The 21,580-nt window shown below is 61.6% G+C and carries 22 protein-coding genes; 19 read left to right on the top strand and 3 right to left on the bottom strand.

The window, feature by feature from the left end:
- Positions 1–19: 19 nt before the first annotated feature.
- The 11 genes from DIE29_RS08365 to DIE29_RS08315 all read left to right on the top strand — a co-directional run bounded on the left by DIE29_RS08365 (position 20) and on the right by DIE29_RS08315 (position 13,213).
- On the top strand, positions 20–388 hold the full coding sequence (locus DIE29_RS08365; RefSeq protein WP_102041523.1) for a response regulator: 369 nt from the start codon (positions 20–22) through the stop codon (positions 386–388).
- 15 nt (positions 389–403) lie between these two features.
- Positions 404–2,464, top strand: coding sequence for a chemotaxis protein CheA (locus tag DIE29_RS08360; RefSeq protein ID WP_114649652.1), 2,061 nt, complete (start codon positions 404–406; stop codon positions 2,462–2,464).
- Positions 2,465–2,606: 142 nt separating this feature from the next.
- Positions 2,607–5,105, top strand: a complete 2,499-nt coding sequence (locus DIE29_RS08355) for a methyl-accepting chemotaxis protein (protein WP_114649651.1) — start codon at positions 2,607–2,609, stop codon at positions 5,103–5,105.
- 158 nt (positions 5,106–5,263) lie between these two features.
- Positions 5,264–6,112 (top strand): CheR family methyltransferase, encoded by an 849-nt coding sequence (locus DIE29_RS08350; protein WP_237269424.1) that lies wholly within the window; start codon positions 5,264–5,266, stop codon positions 6,110–6,112.
- A gap of 23 nt (positions 6,113–6,135) precedes the next feature.
- On the top strand, positions 6,136–7,212 hold the full coding sequence (locus DIE29_RS08345) for a protein-glutamate methylesterase/protein-glutamine glutaminase (protein ID WP_102041527.1): 1,077 nt from the start codon (positions 6,136–6,138) through the stop codon (positions 7,210–7,212).
- 290 nt (positions 7,213–7,502) lie between these two features.
- Positions 7,503–8,471 (top strand): chemotaxis protein, encoded by a 969-nt coding sequence (locus tag DIE29_RS08340; RefSeq protein ID WP_102043167.1) that lies wholly within the window; start codon positions 7,503–7,505, stop codon positions 8,469–8,471.
- A 14-nt stretch (positions 8,472–8,485) separates the two neighbouring features.
- Positions 8,486–9,433: a chemotaxis protein gene (locus tag DIE29_RS08335; RefSeq protein ID WP_102041528.1), complete on the top strand. Its 948-nt coding sequence runs from the start codon at positions 8,486–8,488 to the stop codon at positions 9,431–9,433.
- 38 nt (positions 9,434–9,471) lie between these two features.
- Positions 9,472–9,873: a chemotaxis response regulator CheY gene (gene cheY / locus DIE29_RS08330; RefSeq protein WP_102041529.1), complete on the top strand. Its 402-nt coding sequence runs from the start codon at positions 9,472–9,474 to the stop codon at positions 9,871–9,873.
- A 34-nt stretch (positions 9,874–9,907) separates the two neighbouring features.
- Positions 9,908–10,753: a protein phosphatase CheZ gene (gene cheZ / locus DIE29_RS08325; protein ID WP_102041530.1), complete on the top strand. Its 846-nt coding sequence runs from the start codon at positions 9,908–9,910 to the stop codon at positions 10,751–10,753.
- A gap of 94 nt (positions 10,754–10,847) precedes the next feature.
- Positions 10,848–12,758 (top strand): chemotaxis protein CheA, encoded by a 1,911-nt coding sequence (locus DIE29_RS08320; protein ID WP_114649649.1) that lies wholly within the window; start codon positions 10,848–10,850, stop codon positions 12,756–12,758.
- Between the two features lie 134 nt (positions 12,759–12,892).
- On the top strand, positions 12,893–13,213 hold the full coding sequence (locus DIE29_RS08315) for a DUF3135 domain-containing protein (protein WP_102041531.1): 321 nt from the start codon (positions 12,893–12,895) through the stop codon (positions 13,211–13,213).
- A 21-nt stretch (positions 13,214–13,234) separates the two neighbouring features.
- Here DIE29_RS08315 and tal read toward each other — a convergent pair whose 3' ends face one another.
- Positions 13,235–14,308, bottom strand: coding sequence for a transaldolase (gene tal, locus DIE29_RS08310; RefSeq protein ID WP_102041532.1), 1,074 nt, complete (start codon positions 14,306–14,308; stop codon positions 13,235–13,237).
- 226 nt (positions 14,309–14,534) lie between these two features.
- Between tal and rpsT the strand changes: the two genes are divergently transcribed.
- Positions 14,535–14,801, top strand: coding sequence for a 30S ribosomal protein S20 (gene rpsT, locus DIE29_RS08305; protein WP_102041533.1), 267 nt, complete (start codon positions 14,535–14,537; stop codon positions 14,799–14,801).
- Between the two features lie 102 nt (positions 14,802–14,903).
- Here the strand turns inward: rpsT and DIE29_RS08300 are convergent, their stop codons facing one another.
- Positions 14,904–15,197: a DUF3579 domain-containing protein gene (locus DIE29_RS08300; protein ID WP_102041534.1), complete on the bottom strand. Its 294-nt coding sequence runs from the start codon at positions 15,195–15,197 to the stop codon at positions 14,904–14,906.
- Between the two features lie 248 nt (positions 15,198–15,445).
- Here DIE29_RS08300 and DIE29_RS08295 point away from each other — a divergent pair, with 248 nt between their 5' ends.
- The 6 genes from DIE29_RS08295 (at position 15,446) to DIE29_RS08270 (ending at position 19,947) form a co-directional block, all read left to right on the top strand.
- Positions 15,446–16,618: an aspartate aminotransferase family protein gene (locus tag DIE29_RS08295; RefSeq protein WP_114649648.1), complete on the top strand. Its 1,173-nt coding sequence runs from the start codon at positions 15,446–15,448 to the stop codon at positions 16,616–16,618.
- A 15-nt stretch (positions 16,619–16,633) separates the two neighbouring features.
- Entirely contained in the window at positions 16,634–17,560 is a 927-nt protein-coding gene (gene argF, locus DIE29_RS08290; RefSeq protein ID WP_102041536.1) for an ornithine carbamoyltransferase, read from the top strand.
- Positions 17,561–17,633: 73 nt separating this feature from the next.
- Positions 17,634–18,863, top strand: a complete 1,230-nt coding sequence (locus DIE29_RS08285; protein ID WP_114649647.1) for an argininosuccinate synthase — start codon at positions 17,634–17,636, stop codon at positions 18,861–18,863.
- A 13-nt stretch (positions 18,864–18,876) separates the two neighbouring features.
- Positions 18,877–19,107, top strand: a complete 231-nt coding sequence (locus DIE29_RS08280) for a DUF2788 domain-containing protein (RefSeq protein WP_102041538.1) — start codon at positions 18,877–18,879, stop codon at positions 19,105–19,107.
- Between the two features lie 12 nt (positions 19,108–19,119).
- Positions 19,120–19,443, top strand: coding sequence for a pyrimidine/purine nucleoside phosphorylase (gene ppnP, locus DIE29_RS08275; RefSeq protein ID WP_114649646.1), 324 nt, complete (start codon positions 19,120–19,122; stop codon positions 19,441–19,443).
- A gap of 18 nt (positions 19,444–19,461) precedes the next feature.
- A complete protein-coding gene (locus DIE29_RS08270; RefSeq protein ID WP_102041540.1) occupies positions 19,462–19,947 on the top strand; it encodes a YajQ family cyclic di-GMP-binding protein in 486 nt (161 codons plus the stop codon).
- Between the two features lie 76 nt (positions 19,948–20,023).
- Here DIE29_RS08270 and DIE29_RS08265 read toward each other — a convergent pair whose 3' ends face one another.
- Positions 20,024–20,974 (bottom strand): zinc metalloprotease HtpX, encoded by a 951-nt coding sequence (locus DIE29_RS08265; RefSeq protein WP_102041541.1) that lies wholly within the window; start codon positions 20,972–20,974, stop codon positions 20,024–20,026.
- A 169-nt stretch (positions 20,975–21,143) separates the two neighbouring features.
- On the opposite strand from DIE29_RS08265, the gene DIE29_RS08260 reads away from it, so the two are divergent.
- Positions 21,144–21,575 (top strand): Hsp20/alpha crystallin family protein, encoded by a 432-nt coding sequence (locus DIE29_RS08260; RefSeq protein WP_102041542.1) that lies wholly within the window; start codon positions 21,144–21,146, stop codon positions 21,573–21,575.
- Positions 21,576–21,580 lie beyond the last annotated feature (5 nt).

Below are 21,580 nucleotides of genomic sequence, written 5' to 3'. Positions count from 1 at the left end.
GCCCGGCTTGGAACTTCCCATGTCCAAACACATTCTGGTCGTCGACGATGCGTTCGCCATCCGGCAGATCGTCGGCTACACCTTGCGCTCGGCCGGCTACAGGGTCAGCGAGGCCGCCGATGGCATGGAAGCCTTTGAGAAGGCCAGCGCGGATGTTTTCGATCTGGTGCTGACCGACCTGCACATGCCGCGAGTCGACGGCCTGACGTTGATCGCCCGTCTGCGTGCGCAGCCGCGTTACCGTTTCACCCCGATGCTGGTTTTGAGCACCGAATCCTCGGTCGAGGCCAAGTCGCGTGGCCGGGCGGCGGGCGCCACCGGCTGGCTGGTCAAGCCTTTTGAGCCGCGACGCTTGCTGGAACTGACCGATCGCGTGTTGGGGCGATAAAAAACGGGGCTGACAATGAGTCTGGACATGCGTCAGTTCTACCAGGTGTTTTTCGAGGAGACCGAAGAACACCTGGCCAACATCGAAGCACTGCTGCTGCGGCTGGACGAACGGCAGCCGTCTGCCGGTGAGGTGGCCGAGATTTTCCGCGCTGCCCATTCCATCAAGGGTTCGAGCGCCACTTTTGGCTTTGAGGACATGGCGGCACTGACCCATGAGCTGGAAGACATGCTGGACCGTGTACGCAAGGGCAAGCTCGGGTTGACGCGGGCGATGATCGACGCCGGGCTGGAAGCCGTGGATGTGCTGCGCAGCCTGCTCGATGCCCACCGCGGCGCGCGTCAACCGGATACCGGGCGTGCGGAACGGCTGCGTCAGCGCTTGGCTGCCTTGGCGACGCAAGCGCCGGATGGCGCAGACCGGTTCCAGGACCATGACGATCTGCGCCGCTATGAGCTGGTTTTCAACCTGACCCGGGTGGTGGCTGGCAGCGGGTTGCTGGTGGGCAATATGCTCGATGAACTGGGGCGTCTAGGCGAGTTGGAGATCATCGAGCGTCCGCCAGCGCAGCAGCCCGAGGGGCGCTGGCGGGTACGTCTGAGCACCCGCGCTGAGGAGTCGGCGCTGCGTGCGGTGCTGGAACTGGTGACCGATCCGGGGGCTTTGCATCTGACTCGAATGCCGCCGGATGCTCCAGACCCCGCGTCATCGGGCGGATTTGCGGAGGAGGCCGAAGACGGCAGTTATACCTTGTTCCAGCCCTTTCCGCCCGCTGGCAGGCGCGAGGGGCAGCCTGCCGGCGAGCCGCCGGTGGGCGACGCGGAAATGTCCGCGTCGCAGACAACCCTTGCGCAGTCGCCGCCGAAGGCCGTGTCCGTGGCTAGCCGGTCGTCTGCGGACGCATGGATTCGAGTCGGCGTGGACAAAGTGGACCAGATGATCGATCTGGTCGGCGAATTGGTGATTACCCGCTCGATCCTTCAGGAGGTGGCAAACCAGGTCGACGCCGAAGTGTTGGATCGCCTGATGCACGGTCTGGGTTTGCTCGAACGTCACACCCGCGCTTTGCAGGAATCGGTGATGTCGATCCGAATGGTGTCGGTGTCCATGGTTTTTGGCCGTTTTCCGCGGCTGGTGCGTGAGTTGAGCGCGCGGCTCGGCAAGCGTGTGCGGCTGCAGATGGAAGGCGAGCACAACGCCTTAGACAGAGGTTTGGTAGAACGTATTGCCGACCCGATTACCCATCTGGTGCGCAATGCGCTCGATCACGGCATCGAGGCGCCCGCACTGCGCCGGGCTGCCGGCAAGCCCGAGGAAGGCCGGCTGGTGCTGCGCGCGGCGCATCAAGGCAGCTATATCCTGATCCAAGTCGAAGACGACGGTGCCGGCCTGTCGCGCGAGCGCATACTGGCGCGTGCGCAGGCGCGCGGGTTGCCGGTGCGCGAAGGTATGAGCGATGCCGAGGTATGGCAACTGATCTGCGAGCCGGGCTTGTCCACGGCGGATGAAATCAGCGATTTGTCCGGCCGCGGGGTGGGCATGGATGTGGTCAAGCGCAATGTGCAGGCGCTGGGCGGGCAGTTGGAAATCCGCTCGACGCCGGGGCGTGGAACCTGTATCGGAGTGCGCTTGCCGCTGACGCTGGCCATCGTCGATGGACTGATCGTTGGCATTGGTTCAGAGCGCTACGTGCTGCCGTTTGGCTTTGTCACCGAAACACTGCAGGTGTCGCCCGATGCGGTGGTCGTGGTGGGCGGTCAGGCGCGCATGATCCGTGTGCGCGGCGACTACCTGCCGGTCATCGAGCTCGGTCGGGTGCTCGGTGTTCCGCAGGCGGCCTCCGATTGGTGTGCTGGCATCATGGTCGTGGTCGAGGCGCACGGCATGCGGGCGGCGGTATTGGTCGACAGCCTGATCGATCAGCAGCAAGTGGTGATCAAACACCTGGGGGACCATTTTCGCCGTCTGCCGGTATTTTCCGCTGCAACCGTGCTGGGCAATGGCAAAGTGGCACTGATTTTCGATGTGGCTGGGCTGTTGGAGCGACTACGCAGCGGTCAGACCCTGGCGGCCTGAGCGGTGGCCGGGTTTTTCTGTGTCGGTGTGCCGGCCATGTGCTACAGATGCGCGAGCAATTGCCGTAGACCAGATGGCCGCTTGATCAAATGGACGACTGGGTAGGAACGATCGCGGTGTAAAGCGCGGGAGAACATCGACAATGGAGCACAGGCAAGCGCTGACCGGACGTGAGGTCGAAGTCCAGCCGCGTCACCTCATCGTCTCGCGCACCGACCCGAGTGGCCGTATTACCTTCGTCAACCCGGATTTCGTCGAAGTGAGTGGCTATTCGGAAGCCGAGCTGATCGGCGCCGATTACAGCACCGTGCGGCATCCGGACATGCCCAAAGCGGTGTTCGAGGATCTATGGCGCGATTTGGCGGCCGGGCGGCCGTGGTCCGGGCTGATCAAGAACCGTTGCCGTAATGGCGACCATTACTGGGTGCTGGGCAGTGTGGCGCCGATCATCGAAAACGGTCGTATTACCGGCTACATTTCAGTGGGTAGACGCGCGCTGCGCACTCGCATCGATCGGGCGGAAACCGACTACCGTCGCTTGCGTGAGGAGCCAGACTGCGGGCTGGTGGTGCGTCACGGGCGGGTGGTTTCCAACAGTCTGTTGGCGCGCTGCGCGCGCCGCTACCGTGACATTACCCTGGTGAGCAAGCTGTGGTGGTCGCTGGGCTTGGCGATGCTGTTGGTGATTGCGTTGGCGGCGGTCGGCTGGCTGGGCAGTGCAGCCATGCTGGCCGATGTGCTCGAACTGGCCGATACAGGCGGTGGCGATGCGGCGCGGCGCCAAGCGGCTTTGGCGCGCATGGAGGACATCCGCTTGTTGCTCGGTGCCGGCGTGCTGGCGATTGCGGCGGTGTGCGGCGCTCTGGTCTGGCTGGTGCGCAGCACCCTCAGCCGGCCGTTGGCCGAAGCGCGTAGAGCGCTGGAGAAGCTGGCCGCGGGCGATTTTCAGGGCGAGATTTCAGCCACCCGTAACGACGAACTCGGTCGGCTGCTGCAAGCGCTCAAGTCGATGAAAATCCGCCTGGGCTATGATTTCGAGGCACGGCGGCGGGAAGCGGCGGAGAATCTGCGCATCCGCCAGGCACTGGAGTGCGTGGAAACCAATGTGCGCATCGCCGATATCGACGGCCGGGTGATCTACGCCAACCCTGCACTGTTGCGCACACTGCAGCGTGTGCAAGCCGAAATTCGCCGCGATCTGCCTGACTTCGACGCCTCGCGGTTCATCGGCAGCAACATCGGCCAGTTGTATCCCGACCCCGAGGCCGCGGTGCGTCGGCTGGCCAATCTGCGTGAGCAGACCCGCATCGATATGCAAATCGGCGGCCGACACTTCGTGGTGACCACCAACCCGATCATCGATGGCACGGGGCAAATGTTGGGCACGGTGGGAGAATGGCGGGACCGCACCGATGAGTTGGCAGCGGAGGCCGAACTCACCGGCTTGGTGAGCCGCGCGGCCGCCGGCGACTTTTCCGGTCGGGTGCTATTGGAGGGTAAAAGCGGCTTTTTCCTGCAGCTGGCCGAGGGGCTCAACCGACTGATGGCAGTGATTTCTGGCAGCGTCGAGGAAGTGGCCCGGGTGCTGGAAGCGGTGGCCAGCGGCCAACTCACCGAGCGGATCGCCGGCGACTATGTGGGTACCCTGGGCCGGCTCAAGGACGATACCAATACCACGGTGGCGCGACTGCTCGAGGTGGTCGAGCGTATCAAGAGTTCGGCCGAGGCGATCAGCACCGCGACGCGCCAGATTGCCGCCGGTAACGCCGAACTGTCGGCACGAACCGAAGCGCAGGCCGGCGCGCTGGAGCAGACCGCCAGCGCCATGGAAGAACTGAACGCCACCGTGCATCAGAACGCCGATAACGCTCAGGTGGCGCGCGAATTGGCAGCCAACGCCAACACCATGGCCGAACGGGGCGGGGCGACCATGCGCCAGGTGGTGGCCACCATGGCTGAGATTGAGCATGCTGCGCGGCGCATCGAGGACATCATTGGGCTGATCGACTCGATTGCCTTCCAGACCAATATCCTGGCGGTCAATGCCGCGGTGGAAGCCGCGCGCGCCGGCGAAGCGGGGCGCGGCTTTGCGGTGGTGGCGGCCGAGGTGCGGGCGCTGGCCAAGCGCAGCGCGCAGGCGGCGCGCGAGGTCAAAGGCTTGATTGCCGATTCGGCGAACAAGGTCGAAGGCGGTGTGCGGCTGGTCGATGAAGCGGGGCGCACGATGGAAGAAATCGTTGCCGCTTTTCATCGGGTGACAGAGCTGGTAAGCGACATCGCGCAAGCCAGCCGCGAGCAGAGTCAGGGTATCGAGCAGGTTAGCGCCGCGGTCGGGCAAATGGATGAGATGACACAACACAATGCGGCGTTGGTGGAGGAGGCCGCCGCCGCTGCGGCCAGCCTGGACGAGCAAGCCCGTGGCCTGGTCGAAGCCGTCGGTGTATTCGAGATCGGGGAGGCGACGAACAAGACGCCGCAGCCGCCGGTCGGCCCAGCCGCCGCAGCCGGCAGCGGTGTTGTTAAACTGACGTCTCGCCCGGCAACCGGCGCCGTGCGCACCGCACGCGGAGCGCCGCTGCCCAAGGTGCGTAAGCGCGTTGTGGAAAACAAGACCATGCAAGATGATTGGGAGGCGTTTTGACGATGAGCACCGGCGATCGACCCCGCGCACCGTTGCGGCCTCCCGCTATCCCGCCTGCACCGCCCGCCACACCGGCGCGCACAATCGGCATCCCGCCTCTGGTCACGGCATCCAGTGTGCCGCGCGCATCCTCACCGAGCGGCATACAGTGGCCGGGCATGGGGGCGCAGCCGACGCGCGAACGCGAATTTGAATTCACCGAGGCCGACTTCGAGCGTGTACGTAAACTCATCTACCAGCACGCCGGCATTGCGTTGTCGCCGGCCAAGCAAGACATGGTGTATAGCCGTCTGGCGCGGCGGCTGCGTAGTTGCGGCGACAAAACCTTTGCGCAATATCTGCAACGCCTGGAGCGGGACCGCAGCGAATGGGAGACCTTTGTCAATTCGCTGACCACCAACCTGACCTCGTTTTTCCGCGAGGCGCATCACTTTGAGATACTCGCCGATCACATGCGCCAACTGACGGCCAAGGAAAAGCGGCCGATCAAGATCTGGTGCTGTGCGGCCTCCACCGGTGAAGAGCCCTATTCATTGGCCATGACCGCCTGCGAGACCTTCGATACGCTCAACCCGCCAGTGCAGATTCTGGCCAGCGACATCGACACCAACGTGCTTGCCCAAGGCGAGCGCGGCGTGTTCCGTCCGGAGCGGGTGGAACGGCTGTCGCCGCAACGGATTCAGCGGTTTTTCCAGCGCTGCGCAGGCAGTTCGGGCGGTGAGCTGCGGGTGCGTCCGGAATTACAGCGGCTGATCTCGTTTCGCCGCATCAATTTGCTCGATCCGGTCTGGCCGGTCCAAGGGCCGCTGGATGCACTGTTCTGCCGCAATGTGATGATTTATTTCGACAAGCCCACCCAATACGCCATTCTCAAGCGCTTCGTGCCGCTATTGCGCCCGGATGGTTTGCTGTTTGCCGGACATTCGGAGAGTTTCATGCATGCTGCGGATTTGTTCCGCTCGCTGGGGCGGACGGTCTACAAGCGCGCCGATAGTGTGCGCGGCTGAGCGGGCGCGAGCGCGGAGGAACCATGACGGTACGCGTTCTGATCTGTGATGACTCAGCCTTGATGCGGGCACTGTTGTCTGAGCTCATCGGTCGGCAACCGGGCATCGAGGTGGTCGGCACGGCGGCCGATCCGCTGGTGGCGCGCGAGCTGATCCGCACGCTCGCACCCGATGTGCTGACCCTGGATGTCGAAATGCCGCGCATGAACGGTTTGGACTTCCTTGCCCAGCTCATGCGTCTGCGGCCGATGCCGGTGGTCATGGTTTCCAATCTCACCGCCAGTGGTTCCGAGGCCAGTCTGCGTGCGCTGGAACTCGGCGCGGTGGATGTGCTGGCCAAGCCGCAAAACCGCTCGCCGCAGGCCATGGAAGAATTTGCCCAACGGCTGGGCGACAGCTTGCGCGCAGCAAGCCATGCAAAGGTGCGGGCAGTGTCGCCGCCGTCGGAGGCGCGCGCGCCCGCGCACACACGCAGCACAGCGGCCGCGGCCCCCTTGCCGGTCAGCGGTGGCGGGCGGTTGGTGTTCATCGGTGCGTCGACCGGCGGCACCGAGGCGATCAAAACCGTGTTGCTGGGTTTGCCGGCGAACATGCCGCCGATTTTCATCGTGCAACACATGCCGGAGATGTTTACCGCCTCTTTTGCCCGCCGGCTGGACGGCCTGTGCGCGCTGCATGTCAAAGAGGCCGAAGATGGCGAGACAGCCCAGCCTGGCACGGTGTATTTGGCGCCCGGTCATTCTCATCTGGCGGTGCAGCGTATGGCGGGCGGCGGTTGGCAGTGCCGGCTGGCACGCTCCGAGCCGGTCAACCGCCACCGTCCGTCGGTGGACGTGCTCTTCGATTCGGCGGTGCAGGCGGGGGCAGCCGCGGTGGGGGTGCTGCTTACCGGCATGGGCAAAGATGGCGCCCGCGGCTTGCTGGCAATGCGTCGCGCCGGAGCGTGGACCATAGCGCAGGATCAGTCGAGCTGCGTGGTATATGGGATGCCGCGGGAAGCGGTCAGTATCGGGGCGGTGTGCGAGGTCGTACCGCTCGGTGAAATCGCCGCGCGTCTGCTCCAACGTGTGAGCGGGGTGCGCGGCGCGCTCACCGTCTAGCCTTTGCGCGGTCGATCCTTGAAAACGCACGGTTTGACGGCGATATTGCCATTTATTCCTCAAGTCATAGGGACGCGCGGCCGATACAATGCGGCGGTAAGGGGTTGCCAGAAAATGTTTGTCGCGGGCGGGATGTCTAATACTGAGCCGGCGGACCGGCAGCAGTCGTGCCGGCGATGAGACACTGGCAAGCGCTAAAGTAAGCCGCGCGAGCGGCCGATAGTGTGAACACAACCCGGCGGTGACCGGCCTGGACCGGTTGCTGCAAACCCGCTTCAGCGGAGATGGATATGTCCGAACTGCTCAAAAATATCGATGCCCGAACCAAGTTGGCGGGAACCAACAAGCTGGAAATCCTGCTGTTTACCTTGGGCGTCGACCAGCGCACCGGCCGACGCGAAACCTTCGGCATCAACGTGTTCAAAGTGCGCGAAGTGATGCGTACCCCGGCAATCACCGCAGCGCCAGAGATGCCTTCGGCGGTCGAGGGCATGGTCAGCCTGCGCGGCGTGCTGGTGCCGGTGGTGGACTTGGCCAAATATGTGGGAATCGGTGCGGACACGCCGCGCGACATCATGATCGTCACCGAATACAACGGCCATACCCAGGGTTTTCTGGTCGAGGCGGTGGATACCATCCTGCGCTTGGACTGGTCGCAGATGCGCGTGCCGCCCGACATGCTGGTTGCCAATATGGGCGGGCTGGTCACCGCAGTGACCGAACTGCCCGGCAATAAACTGGTGATGATGCTCGATGTCGAGAAGGTGCTCTCGGAGACCACCCGCTACGACGACGAGTTCATGTTCCAGAATATCGAGCCGCTCGATGAATCGCATCGCGAGCTCACGGTGTATTTTGCCGATGATTCCTCGGTGGCACGTAAGCAGATCATCCGCACGTTGGATGCGCTGGGGGTGCGTTATGTCAGCGCGGTCAATGGCCGTGCCGCCTGGGAGGAGCTCAAGAAGGTCGCGGCGTATGCAGAGTCCAGCGGGCGCAAGGTGAAAGATCTGGTCAGCCTGGTGCTCACCGATGTCGAAATGCCTGAGATGGACGGCTACATCTTGACCAAAAACATCAAGTCGGACCCGCGCTTCGAAGGGGTGCCGGTGATCATGCACTCGTCGCTGTCCGGCATGTCGAACCAAAGCCTGGGTAAATCGGTCGGGGTCGACGAGTACGTTCCCAAGTTCGAGCCACAACGCCTGGCGACCACTTTGCGTCGTCTGCTCAAGGTCAAAAGCGATTCCAAGGAATAAGGGCGAGGCCAACCATGAGTCCCGACAAATCCGATAATACTTTCCTGGAAGCGGTCGATGGGCGCACCATGCTCGCCGGTTCGAATCGCATGGAAATTCTGCTCTTTTCGTTGGGCACCAACGAAACCTTCGGCATCAACGTGTTCAAGGTACGCGAAGTATCGAAAACGCCCTTCATCACCCGCGCGCCCAACATGCCCAGCGGGGTGGAAGGGCTGATCTCGCTGCGCGGCAACGTGATTCCGGTGCTGTCGCTGGCCAAGGTACTGGGCATTGCGGCACCCGGCGATCCGCTTGGCGGCTCGATGATGGTCACCGAGTACAGCAAGCGCACCCTGGGCTTTTTGGTCGAGGAGGTCGATCGCATCATCCGTGTCGAATGGGACAAGGTGCGCACACCGGAGAATGTGTCCTCCAGTGTTCATAACTTTATAACCGCGATCACCGAGTTGCCCGATGGCGGTTTGGTATCCATTCTGGATGTCGAAACCATCCTTGCCAACACCTTCGGCGAGGCCGTGATTGGCAATATCGCGCCGATCGTCGGCGGTCACGAGGTCAATGTTTTCTTCGTAGACGATTCCGCGGTGGCGCGGCGAAAAATCGCCGAAGTGCTCGATAAGCTCGGCGTCAAGCACAAACACGCGCAAAACGGTCTGGAAGCATGGACCCGTCTGGAAGGCATGGCCAATCACGCGCATCAGACCGGCCGGCCGCTAGCAGAAGACCTCAACATGATTCTGGTGGACGCCGAAATGCCGGAGATGGACGGTTACGTGCTGACGCGCAACATTAAAAACGATCAGCGTTTCGCCGGCATTCCGGTGGTGATGCACTCTTCGTTGTCGTCGGAAGCCAACCGCGCCATGGGTAAACGGGTCGGGGTCGATGCTTACGTGGCAAAATTCGACGCGGACGTGCTGGCCGATACCTTGCGTCCCTTGCTCAACCGCGGACGCTGAACGCTTCGGCCGCAGCAAGCAATACCGGAGATCGAATCATGGCTGACCCTAAGATGAAATTCCTCGTCGTCGACGATTTTTCCACCATGCGCCGCATTGTGCGCAATCTGCTCAAGGAGCTTGGCTTTACCAACGTCGATGAGGCTGAAGACGGTGCGGTGGCTTTGCAAAAGCTCAACACCGGGCAGTTCGACTTTGTGGTGACCGACTGGAACATGCCCAACATGGATGGACTGACCCTGCTGCAGACCATTCGCCAAACGCCGCATCTGAAGCATCTGCCGGTGTTGATGATCACCGCCGAAGCAAAGAAGGAAAACATCATCGCGGCCGCGCAGGCCGGGGCCAGCGGCTATATCGTCAAGCCGTTCACCTCGGCGACGCTGGCCGAAAAGCTGAACAAAATTTTTGAAAAACTCGGCAAAAGCGCGGTGGCCTGAGCCGGGTTGTCAGAATCAACAAGGGGATGTGCAGATGGCCAAGAAGCTGAAGTTCGACGAGTCGGGGGATTCGGACGAGCTCCAAGCCCTGTTCGACAGCATCGCCGCCAGCCCGGCCAAACCCGCGGTGCAGCCGGCGGCTGTGGCCGCCAAGGATGACAGCGGAGACAGCGATGAACTGCAGGCGCTGTTCGACGAGGTGGCCGGACAGTTCGGTAGCGCGCCCCCACCTGCCGCAGCACCGGCGGCCGCAGCGGGCGCTCGGACTGAGCCGGACCCCGAAAAGGTATTCCAGCGCATCGGGCAGATGACCCGTCAGGTGCACGATACTTTGCGCGAACTCGGTTACGACGAAACCTTGAAGGAGGTTGCATCGGCCATTCCCGATGCTCGCCAGCGCCTCAATTACATCGCCCAGCTGACCGAGCAGGCCGCCAGCCGTGTGCTCAACGCCGTCGATATTGCCCGTCCGATTCAGGACAAGTTAGACGCCGATGCGCGCGCTCTGCAAGCGCGCTGGGACAAGCTGTTTGCCAATCAATTGTCGGTCGACGAGTTCAAGCGTCTCAGTGCCGATACCCGTCAGTTCATGGGCAGCGTTGCCGAGAGCAGCCGCGCGACCAGTGCGCAGCTGATGGAAATCATGATGGCGCAGGATTTTCAGGATCTGACCGGTCAGGTGATCAAAAAAGTCATCGACATGGCCCAGGAGCTGGAGCGTCAACTGCTGCAGGTCTTGCTCGAGGTTGCGCCGACCGACCGTGTGCCCGAAAAGCATGCCGGTCTAATGAATGGCCCGGTCATCACAGCCGAGGGGCGCGACGATGTGGTCACCAGCCAGGAGCAGGTAGACGATTTGCTCGAAAGCCTCGGCTTTTGACTGAACAAACCGCGTAAAACGCCAGCCGCATCAGGATGCCGCGGCGAGAACTGGTACGGACGAGACCGTGCCGCGAATGAGGAGCGAGAGGATCATGAGTGACTTTGCCGGCATGGAGGAGTTGCTGCAGGACTTTCTGATCGAGGCGGGTGACCTGCTTTCAGGTGTCGACAATAAACTCGTCGATCTCGAACGGGCACCCGATGACCGTGGCCTGCTCAACGACATCTTTCGCGGTTTTCACACCATCAAGGGCGGCGCCGGTTTTCTCAATGCTACCGAGCTGGTGACGCTGTGCCATTTGACCGAAAACCTGTTCGACAAACTGCGCAATGGCGAACTGGATGTCACCCCAGAGACCATGGACGTGATTCTTGCCGCCACCGCCGCGGTGCGTGACATGTTCGGTTTTCTGGAGCAGGGCGTGCAGCCGCCTGCGGCCGACCCTGGTTTGATTGCCAATCTCAAGCGCGCGATTGCCGGCGAGCTCGGCAGCGGTAGCGCGAGCGCTGAGCCGCCTGCCGCAGCCAAAGAGTCGGCAGCGGCCGGCTCGACAGATGGCTCCGGACCGGACTGGAACACGCTCTACGGCGCGGTGACCGGATTACCGGTGCCGGTTGCGGGCGCGGCTGCGCAGGCGGCAAAGCAAACCGATCCGCTACCGGCTGTGCCGGCTGCGAATCCCGAGGAGGTCATCCAGCACGCCATTGGTCGTCGCGCCACCGACAAACCCGGCGTATCCGCGCCAGCCGGTCGCCGCGACAGCGAACGCACCCGTGACAACTCCATCCGGGTCGATACCGCCCGCCTGGACCAAGTGCTGAACCTTTCGGGCGAAATCGGTTTGACCAAGAACCGGCTCAACGCGCTGCGTAGCGACATTCTCAACGGACTGACCGATACCGAAACGCTGCATGCGCTCGATGTGGCGGTCAGCCAACTGGATTTGTTGGTTTCCGATCTGCAGAACGCGGTCATGAAAACCCGGATGCAGCCGATCGGCCGCCTGTTCCAGAAGTATCCGCGCATTGCGCGCGATCTGGCGCGCAATCTGGGCAAAGATGTCGAGTTGGTGCTCGCCGGCGAGGAGACTGAGATCGACAAAACCATGATCGAGGACCTTTCCGATCCGATCATCCACCTCATCCGCAATGCGGTGGACCACGGTGTCGAATCGGCAGAGGAGCGGCGTGCGACCGGAAAACCCGCCAAATCCATCCTCAGGCTGGAAGCGCGTCAGGAGGGCGATCACATTCTGATCATGGTGGCCGATGACGGCCATGGTATGAACCCTGAAAGACTGCGGGCCAAGGCGGTGGAAAAGGGGCTCATTACCGACGAGGAAGCCAATACCATGGATGAGCGCCAGAGCTTCAATCTGGTGTTTCTGCCCGGTTTTTCCACCGCGGACAAGGTGTCGGATGTCTCCGGTCGGGGGGTGGGCATGGATGTGGTCCGCACCAACATCCAAAAGCTCAATGGTTCCATCGAAATACGTTCTCAGCTCGGCAAAGGCACTACCTTTATCATCAGTCTGCCGCTGACCCTGGCGATTCTGCCGGTGCTGCTGGTGCGTCTGGGAGATCAGCCCTTTGCGGTGCCGCTGTCTATGGTCCGCGAGATTTTGCCAATCGAAATCGAGCAGGTGAAAGAAGTCGGCGGGCGAGCGACCATGGTGGTGCGCGGTGAAGTGCTGCCCATTCTGCCTCTGTCCGCCTTGCTTGGTTGGCCGCAAGAGCGTCCGCCGGAATACGGCGTGCTGATGCATACCGCGGAGCTTTCCTTCATTCTTGCTATCGACAGTTTTGCCGGCCGCGAGGATGCAGTCATCAAATCGCTCGATGACTTCCGCCCCAAAGGGGTGGCCGGCGTGACCACCTTGTCCAACGGCCAGATCGTGCTGATTCTGGATATGAAGGAACTGCTCGGAAATACCGGGGATTTTCGCGGCGTCACGCGCTCGGCGCTGCTTGCCGGCGCAGCGGTGCCGGCCGCGACAAGCTGAGCCGCGCTGCGCGGTGGAAGCTAAGCATTGCGGTAAACCCTCACGGACAGATTGCAAAGTCCGCTTGTTCCGCGTGCCTCGGTTGCCTACGATGGACTCACGGAGTCGGATTTTTTGCTCCGTGAGGGGGGCGCGTGGCGGATTTCGACTTCGATCATTGGCGCAGGTTGGCCGAGCAGGATCCGGAAAGCTATTTCCGGGCCCGCCACGGTGCGATCGAGCGTTTCATCGGCGCGCATTCGCCTGCCGAAGCCCAGCGCTTGCGTTCGCTGCAGGCGCATATCGATTGCGCGCGCGCGGCCGCTGGCACGCCTGTGCATGCGTTGTTGGCCGTCTCCCGAATGATCGAAACCAATCTGATTGCGTTGTGCGAGCAGGGCGCGGCGCTGCGCGAGGCGACCCGACGGCTCGACACCATCGTCACCCAACTCCAAGGTGTTGAGCGGATTCGCTGATCGGCCTGCGCGGCGGCCCGCTTACCGGGTCAGGGCAAGCAGACTGGCAAACGCTTCTTCGAACTGCCGCAAACCTTCATTTTGCAGGGTTTCGCCGATCGCCTGCATGTCGATGCCCAATTCCTGCAATGCTTGAAAGCACTCCACGGCTTGGTCTAGGCCCTGATCCAAGGTATTGGCGACTTTGCCGTGATCGAGCAGCGCGGCCAGCGTAGCATCCGGCAGCGTGTTGATGGTTTCGGCGCCGATCAGCGGCTCGACGTAGAGCAAATCGCTATATTCCGGGTTTTTGGTTCCGGTGCTGGCCCACAGCAGATATTGCGGCCGTGCGCCCGCAGCGCGCAGGAGCGCGAAATCCGCACCGTGAAAGCACGCCCGGTAGCGCGTATAAGCCAGTTTGGCCATGGAGACTGCGCTGCGGCCGAGCCAGTCGCGCGCCTTGCCGCCCAGGGCATCGAGTCGTCGATCGACCAGAGTGTCGACACGGCTCAAAAACAGGCTCGCCACCGACATCACCCGCGAAAGATCGCCACCGCTCGCTTGCAGCCGGTTCAAGCCTCGAAGGTAGGCCGCAGCCACGGCATCGACATGGGCGAGCGAGAACATCAAAGTGACGTTGACGCTCACCCCGGCGGCGATGAGATCCTCGATCGCACCCAGACCGGCCGGTGTGGCGGGCACTTTGATCAGCAGATTGTCCCGACACACCGCCTGACGCAGGCGCAAACCGGCTTGTAGCGTGCCTTCACGGTCGTGCGCCAGCGCCGGCGACACTTCCAGACTGGCATAGCCCATGGTGCCGCCGCTGGCCTCCCACACCGGGCGCAGCAGCTCGCACGCGGCTTGTACATCGGGGATCACCAGCGCTTCGTAACGCGCCTCCGCGCCGAGCGGCTGGTTTTTCAAAGCGGCGAGGTCTTCCTGGTAATACCGCCCGCTGGCGATCGCTTTTTGAAAAATCGCAGGATTGGTCGTGATCCCGCTCACTCCATCGGCAATGAGGCGGTTCAGGTGGCCATCGCGGATCAGCGTGCGGGAAAGGTTGTCCAGCCAGATCTGCTGGCCGAGCTCACGTATTTGAAGCAGGCGGTTCATCGGGCGTCCAGGTTGGCACGGTGTTGACAGCGGGCCATTTTGCTACGAATCGATCATGGTCGAAAGTCCGAGATGTTGGGGTGAGCTGCGGCCGATGAATGGGACCGCGAGCCGCATGCCCCGGCTTGGGGTGCGTAAATGGCTTGCGTCAATCTTTCTTGCGCGTTGCATTCTTCGGCGCTAAAATGCTAGCTTTTCATAAATCTTTAAATCGGGAAGCAAATCTATGGCCAATTCCGCACAAGCCCGCAAGCGCGCCCGTCAGGCGGTCAAAGCTCGCGCTCACAACGCCAGCCTGCGCTCGCGTCTGCGCACCGCGATCAAGGCCGTTCGCAAGGCCATCGCGGGTGGCGACAAGGCGGCGGCTCAGTCGGTTTTCCGTGCTTCGATGAGCATCATCGATAGCATCGCCGACAAGAAAATCATTCACAAAAACAAGGCTGCGCGCCATAAGAGCCGTCTGTCTGCCGCTGTGAAGGCAATGGCTGCCTGAGTTTCTGTTCGGCAGATGTGAAAACGGCGACTTTCGGTCGCCGTTTTTGTTTTTATGTTTGCCTTTTCAGGGCTGCCCTGGCGGGATCTCGGGCTGCGGCTCTCAGTCTGCGTGTCGATCCTCGATCGGTTCGATTTGCAGATTGTTGTCGTTGGCAAAATTGATCAGAAACTTGTAGGCCAGGGGCTCGATGTCGTAGAGGCGGGCATCGACCAGCACCGTTTTGTCGCCCTTGAGGGTGCAGCCGGGGCGCACGTAGGGGGAGTACATCATGCGATGGTCGGCGCCAAAAGCCGACATGATGCCGCACAGCCGGTCCGCCCAGTCGCTGGGGCGGAACTTCTTTCCCTCTCTCGTGACCCCGATGATGACAAAGCTTTCGATCTTCTGATTCATGTGTCACGCCGTTTGGCTTCGGGAGTCGTGGTGAGACGCCGCGGCCTGCCGGCAAGCGAGGCACTCTCACAAAGCGGGGCGGATTCTAACAGAAATCGGCGCTTCGCAAGCTGCCGCACTGCTGCCGCCGGCGCTTGGTGCAATATATACAACCCGGTCGGATTCCCTTACCATCGCTCCTTTGCCAATCTCACGGCGGCACCTGCCGCCGTGTGCGTTTTTGTGGTTCATCCTGATCGGGGATTTCCATGTCGCATCTAATGAATACCTACGCCAGGCAGTCTGTGGCCTTTACACACGGGCAGGGCGCGTGGATATACGATGAGGCGGGCAAGCGCTATTTGGACGCCTTGGCGGGGATTGCGGTGTCGACCTTGGGGCATGCTCATCCGCGCCTTGTCGAGGCGATTGCCGATCAGGCGGCAAAGGTTTTGCATACTTCCAACCTCTACCGCATTCCGTTGCAGGAACGACTGGCCGACCGGCTGGCTGCGTTGGCGGGCATGGATGAAGTGTTTTTATGCAATTCCGGTTGCGAGGCCAACGAAGCGGCGATCAAATTGGCGCGCTTTTACGGGCATCGCAAGGGCATCGAGACGCCCACCATCATCGTGATGGAAAATGCTTTTCACGGCCGCACGCTTGCCACTTTGTCGGCCACCGGCAATCGCAAGACCCAGGCAGGGTTCGAACCCCTGGTCAGCGGTTTCGTCCGCGTGCCCTACAAGGATATCGACGCCATCCGTGCGGTGGGCGAACACAATCACAGCATCGTTGCCGTCATGCTGGAAATGATCCAGGGTGAAGGTGGCATCAATGTGGCCGACGATCAGTTCCAGCGCGAACTGCGTCGGGTTTGCGACGAAAACGGCTGGTTACTGATCTGTGACGAGGTGCAGTGTGGCATTGGCCGAACCGGGCGCTGGTTTGGTTGGCAGCATGCCGGCGTGAGGCCCGACGTGATGACCTTGGCCAAGGGGCTCGGTTCGGGTGTGCCGATTGGCGCCTGCGTGACGGCCGGTCGGGCCGCCGGTTTGTTTGGGCCGGGCAACCACGGCTCAACGTTCGGTGGCAACCCCTTGGCCTGCAGGGCTGCGCTCACGACGCTGGAGGTGATCGAAAGCGATGGGCTGATGGCCAATGCGGCACAGCTTGGCGAGGCGATCCGCGCCGGTTTGCGCGAAGCTCTGGCGGGCGTTGGCGGGGTGGTGGATATTCGTGGCCGCGGTTTGATGATCGGTGTCGAACTCGATCGTCCTTGCGGGGGTTTGGTCGCTTCCGCGCTGGAAGCCGGTTTGCTGATCAATGTGACTGCAGAGCGTGTGGTGCGGTTGTTGCCGCCGCTGATATTGAACGCTTCCGAAGCGCAGACGCTGGTCGAAACGCTCGCGCCATTGATTCGCGAATTTCTGGCGCAATGACGAAGGCAGTCCAAGATGACGGCGATCAAACACTATTTGCAGTTCAAGGATTTCACCCGCGAAGAGTACGAGTACTTGTTCGACCGTACCCGTTGGATCAAGGACAAGTACAAGCGTTACCAGCCTTATCATCCATTGTTCGATCGTACGCTGGTAATGATTTTCGAAAAAGCAAGCACACGCACCCGCTTGTCTTTCGAGGCCGGTATGCACCAGCTCGGCGGTTCGGCCATTTACCTCAACACCCGGGATTCGCAACTGGGGCGTGGTGAGCCGGTCGAGGATGCGGCCCAGGTGATCTCCCGTATGAGCGACCTGGTGATGATCCGCACCTTCGAACAGGACATCATCGAACGGTTTGCCGCACATTCGCGTGTGCCGGTGATCAACGGTTTGACCAATGAGTATCACCCATGTCAGATCCTTGCCGATATTTTCACCTTCATCGAGCACCGCGGCAGTATTCAGGGCAAGACCGTGGCCTGGGTGGGCGATTCCAACAACATGTGCAACACTTGGCTGCAGGCGGCCGAGGTGCTGGATTTCAATGTCCATGTGTCGACGCCGCCCGGTTATGAGGTCGAGGCCGAGCGTGCCGGTTTGTATGGCACCGATCATTTCGAGCAGTTTGCCGATCCGTTGGAAGCCTGCAAGGGCGCCCATTTGGTGACCACCGACGTATGGACGTCGATGGGTTTCGAAGCGGAAAATGAAGCGCGCATGCAGGCGTTTGCCGACTGGTGTGTGGACGCGGACATGATGGCGGTGGCGGCGCCGGATGCGGTGTTCATGCACTGTCTGCCGGCTCATCGCGGTGAGGAAGTGACCGCCGAAGTGATCGATGGCCCGCAGTCGGTGGTTTGGGACGAGGCCGAAAATCGCCTGCATGTGCAAAAAGCCCTGATGGAATACCTGGTGCTTGGCAAGGTAGACACCCAATAACCTTCCGGCGCGAACACATTGCGGCGTCCACGGGCGTGGGTGCTGCCAACACAGCAAAAAAACAGGAAAGAGCATGAGCGACGTCAAGAAAGTGGTGCTCGCCTACTCGGGCGGGCTGGATACCTCGGTCATCCTCAAGTGGCTGCAGGACACTTACCAATGCGAAGTGGTGACTTTTACCGCCGACCTCGGCCAGGGTGAGGAGCTGGAGCCGGCGCGCGCCAAAGCGCTGCAATTAGGTATCAAGCCGGAGAACATCTTCATCGACGATTTGCGCGAGGAGTTCGTGCGGGATTTCGTTTTCCCAATGTTTCGCGCCAATACCATCTATGAAGGCGAATACCTGCTCGGCACTTCGATTGCCCGTCCGCTGATTGCCAAGCGGCAGATCGAGATTGCCCGCGCCACCGGTGCCGATGCGGTATCGCATGGTGCCACCGGCAAAGGCAACGACCAGGTGCGCTTCGAGCTGGGCTATTACGCGCTGATGCCGGGTGTCAAGGTCATCGCCCCGTGGCGTGAGTGGGATCTGCTGTCCCGCGAAAAACTGCTTGCCTATGCCGAGCGGGCTGGTATTCCGATCGAGATGAAGCATAAACAGGGCGGCTCGCCCTATTCGATGGATGCCAATTTGCTGCACATTTCCTACGAAGGCCGTCATCTGGAAAACCCGGCAGCCGAAGCCGAGGAGGAGATGTGGCGCTGGACCGTGTCGCCGGAGGCAGCACCAGATGCTGCCGAGTACGTCGAACTGGAGTTCGAGAAGGGCGATCTGGTGGCGATCAACGGTACCCGCATGAAAGCCCATGAACTCCTTGCCAAGCTCAATGAGCTGGGCGGCAAGCACGGCATTGGCCGTTTGGACTTGGTGGAAAACCGCTACGTCGGCATGAAAAGCCGCGGCTGCTACGAAACGCCGGGCGGCACCATCTTGCTGCGTGCCCACCGCGCCATCGAGTCGATCACTCTCGACCGCGAAGTGGCGCATCTGAAGGACGATCTGATGCCGCGCTATGCCAGCATGATCTACAACGGCTACTGGTGGAGCCCGGAGCGGCAGGCGTTGCAGGCGCTCATCGATCATACCCAACAAACCGTCAATGGCTGGGTGCGGGTCAAGCTCTACAAAGGTAATGTAATCGTGGTGAGCCGCGACTCCAAGACCGATTCGCTGTTCGATCCCACCATCGCCACCTTCGAGGACGATGCCGGCGCCTATAACCAAAAAGACGCTCACGGCTTCATCCGCTTGAATGCGTTGCGCATGCGTATCGCTGCCAACGCCAAGGCCAAGCGCAGCTAAGTGAGCGCCTGCCATGGACAACGAGGCTCTGATTTTTGGCCTGACCATCGCCGAGTTCGAAGACATCTCGCTGAAGGTCTGCTTTACCGCGCTGATCGTGTATATGCTTTTCATCATCGGCAATCTGGCCAAGGAGTCCAAAGCCGGCAGATATGGCACGATGTGGATGTTCATCGCGTTGGGACTGGGCTTCGTTGGTTTCGTGGCCAAGGGGCTGATCCAAAAATTGATGGGAATCGAATAAGCGGAGCACGCAATGCGCATCACCGAACAGTTAGACGGCGTGGCCATCACCACCCGGGCCAATGTTTATTTCGACGGCAAGTGCATCAGCCACAGCATTGTGCTGGCCGACGGTTCGAAGAAATCGGTCGGCGTGATCCTGCCGGCCCGTCTGACCTTCAACACGGCTGCCCCGGAGATCATGGAAGGGGTGGCGGGTTGCTGCCGTGTACGGCTCAAGGGCGAACAAGATTGGAAAACCTATGGCGCGGGCGAATCCTTCAAGGTGCCGGGCGATTCCAGTTTCGACATCGAAGTCGTCGGCGAGCCCTATCACTACATTTGCCATTTCGGCTGACACTGGGGGATATGCCGCATGCCGTCTTTCGACATCATGTCCGAAGTCGATGAGGTTGCCCTACGCAACGCGGTCGATGTGGCCAACCGCAAAATCGGAAACCGATACGACTTCAAAGGCAGTAGCGCGCGCATCGAGCAAACCGACAAACTGCTGACCCTGTTTGCCGACAGCGATTTTCAGCTCGAACAAATGATTGCGGTATTGCTGCCGGAGATGACCGGCAAAAAAGTCGACGTGCGCTGTCTGGACTACGGCGAGGTGCTCAAAGTCTCTGGCAACAAGGTCAAGCAGGACATCCGGGTCAGGGTCGGGATCGAGCAGGATTTGGCGAAGAAAATCGTCAAACTGATCAAAGACAGCAAACTCAAAGTCCAGGCCGCCATCCAGGGCGATGCGGTACGTGTTTCCGGCGCCAAGCGCGATGTGCTGCAGGAGGTGATCGCCATGGTACGTAAGACGATCACCGACTATCCGTTGCAGTTTGGCAATTTCCGCGACTAAACCGCGGCCGCCGGTAATCCTCTGTACGGGTGATGTGGTCCGGTCGTGCTGGGGTGTTGGCAGGAGTGACCGCTGCCTAGCGCCAGATACCGCCCGGCCGCCAGCGCGCATGGGACGGCAGTTGCCAGGCGGGCAGGGATGCCAAAGGCTGCGCAGTCCAGGCATGCATGGGCGAGTGCATGGAGAGTTCTAGCAGCCTGGCGATCCGCTCTTCGGTAGGCGGATGGGTACGCAGCCAAGACGGTTCCGGATTGCCCCAGCCGGGCATCAGCCATGCGCGCCAGCCGCGCTGCGTGCGCTCGATACGCGCCAGTGCGCTGGCCAAGGCGTGAGGGTCGCCGGTGAGCTCGGCCGCGGCGCGGTCGGCATCGAATTCACGCACCCGCGACAATCCCAGTTGCGCCAGCAGCGCCAACTGCGGCGATAGCGCAAGCACCAGCAGCGCCAGCCAGTTGATGGCTACTTCGCCCAGGAATACGGCCGGCAGCGATAACACCAGGCCGATTTGCGCAGTCAGGGCAAATAACGAGGTCAAGCGGCTGATAGAGTCGGCCAGACCCATCACCCGCAAGTCGCCGTGCGCGATATGGGCGGTTTCATGTGCCAGTACGCCAAAGATTTCATGCGCATCCAGGGCCTGGAGCAGCCCGCCGGTGACGGCGATGGCCGATGACGTCCGCCTTCCGACCGCAAAAGCGTTGATCAGCGGACTGGGGACATAGTAGAGCGCGGGCGTGGTCGGCAACTGCGCCCGTCGGGCCAGCGTGGTCAGCATCTGCCATAACTGCGGCGCCTGTTCCGGCGCGAGCGGGCGGGCGCCGTACAGGGCCAGAGTCAAGCGCCCGGCCGCCGCCGGCTCCAATATCAGCGCCAAAGCGCCCGCGCCCAAGGCAACCCAGATACCCGTGTCGCCAAAAAGCAAGTAGCCGGCCAGCGCGCATAGCCCAAGCAGCACGGTCACTAGCAGCACGCTCTGCAGGCGGTTGTATGTGGCATGACGTGCCGAGACGGGGTTGGGTCGGTTCATAGGAACGGGGCGCTTGTTCGCTGAAGGGGCGTTTGCTTGTAGACGGAAGTTGGGGCGTTCTCGATCCCGGATCAAGCCCTTGAAAGCGGCCGCTGTCGTTCATAGATTCGCGCTGACGGCGGCCAGTCGCGTCGGTCGCCACCAATCCGCAGACAGGAGGATATAGCACATGCTCTACAGGAGTTTTTTCCCGCGCGACATTCTGGCCCAGTTCGAACGCATGCAGCGCGAACTCGAACGCGGCCTGACACAGTCGCCCAGCATCCGTGGCGTGGCGCGCGGCTATCCGGCAATGAACGTGGGCACCACGCCGTCTTCGGTGGAAATCTATGCATTCGTGCCGGGGATGAGTCCCGAAGCGCTGGAAGTCCAGCTGGAAAAGGGGGTGCTGACGCTCAGCGGCGAGCGTACCCGTGAACCAGCCGTGGAAGGGGCGACCGTGCACATCGACGAGCGCTTTGCCGGCCGCTTCCGTCGGGTGGTGACCTTGCCTGACGACATCGATCCGAATGCGGTCAGCGCGCGTTATCGCGACGGCGTGTTGCATGTCAGCATCGCCCGCAAACAGGCGGCTCAGCCGCGGCGCATCCCGGTCAATTGATAAGG

This window comes from Pseudothauera hydrothermalis, from assembly GCF_003345255.1.
GTDB classification, from domain to species: Bacteria; Pseudomonadota; Gammaproteobacteria; order Burkholderiales; family Rhodocyclaceae; genus Pseudothauera; species Pseudothauera hydrothermalis.
Note: the sequence above shows the minus strand (reverse complement) of the source record. Positions and strands in the feature narration are given on the sequence as shown.

Coding starts and splice junctions, on each gene's coding strand:
- DIE29_RS08365 (WP_102041523.1), top strand. CDS start 20: ATGTCCAAACACATTCTGGTCGTCGACGATGCGTTCGCCATCCGGCAG.
- DIE29_RS08360 (WP_114649652.1), top strand. CDS start 404: ATGAGTCTGGACATGCGTCAGTTCTACCAGGTGTTTTTCGAGGAGACC.
- DIE29_RS08355 (WP_114649651.1), top strand. CDS start 2,607: ATGGAGCACAGGCAAGCGCTGACCGGACGTGAGGTCGAAGTCCAGCCG.
- DIE29_RS08350 (WP_237269424.1), top strand. CDS start 5,264: ATGGGGGCGCAGCCGACGCGCGAACGCGAATTTGAATTCACCGAGGCC.
- DIE29_RS08345 (WP_102041527.1), top strand. CDS start 6,136: ATGACGGTACGCGTTCTGATCTGTGATGACTCAGCCTTGATGCGGGCA.
- DIE29_RS08340 (WP_102043167.1), top strand. CDS start 7,503: ATGTCCGAACTGCTCAAAAATATCGATGCCCGAACCAAGTTGGCGGGA.
- DIE29_RS08335 (WP_102041528.1), top strand. CDS start 8,486: ATGAGTCCCGACAAATCCGATAATACTTTCCTGGAAGCGGTCGATGGG.
- cheY (WP_102041529.1), top strand. CDS start 9,472: ATGGCTGACCCTAAGATGAAATTCCTCGTCGTCGACGATTTTTCCACC.
- cheZ (WP_102041530.1), top strand. CDS start 9,908: ATGGCCAAGAAGCTGAAGTTCGACGAGTCGGGGGATTCGGACGAGCTC.
- DIE29_RS08320 (WP_114649649.1), top strand. CDS start 10,848: ATGAGTGACTTTGCCGGCATGGAGGAGTTGCTGCAGGACTTTCTGATC.
- tal (WP_102041532.1), bottom strand. CDS start 14,308: ATGAACCGCCTGCTTCAAATACGTGAGCTCGGCCAGCAGATCTGGCTG.
- rpsT (WP_102041533.1), top strand. CDS start 14,535: ATGGCCAATTCCGCACAAGCCCGCAAGCGCGCCCGTCAGGCGGTCAAA.
- DIE29_RS08300 (WP_102041534.1), bottom strand. CDS start 15,197: ATGAATCAGAAGATCGAAAGCTTTGTCATCATCGGGGTCACGAGAGAG.
- DIE29_RS08295 (WP_114649648.1), top strand. CDS start 15,446: ATGTCGCATCTAATGAATACCTACGCCAGGCAGTCTGTGGCCTTTACA.
- argF (WP_102041536.1), top strand. CDS start 16,634: ATGACGGCGATCAAACACTATTTGCAGTTCAAGGATTTCACCCGCGAA.
- DIE29_RS08285 (WP_114649647.1), top strand. CDS start 17,634: ATGAGCGACGTCAAGAAAGTGGTGCTCGCCTACTCGGGCGGGCTGGAT.
- DIE29_RS08280 (WP_102041538.1), top strand. CDS start 18,877: ATGGACAACGAGGCTCTGATTTTTGGCCTGACCATCGCCGAGTTCGAA.
- ppnP (WP_114649646.1), top strand. CDS start 19,120: ATGCGCATCACCGAACAGTTAGACGGCGTGGCCATCACCACCCGGGCC.
- DIE29_RS08270 (WP_102041540.1), top strand. CDS start 19,462: ATGCCGTCTTTCGACATCATGTCCGAAGTCGATGAGGTTGCCCTACGC.
- DIE29_RS08265 (WP_102041541.1), bottom strand. CDS start 20,974: ATGAACCGACCCAACCCCGTCTCGGCACGTCATGCCACATACAACCGC.
- DIE29_RS08260 (WP_102041542.1), top strand. CDS start 21,144: ATGCTCTACAGGAGTTTTTTCCCGCGCGACATTCTGGCCCAGTTCGAA.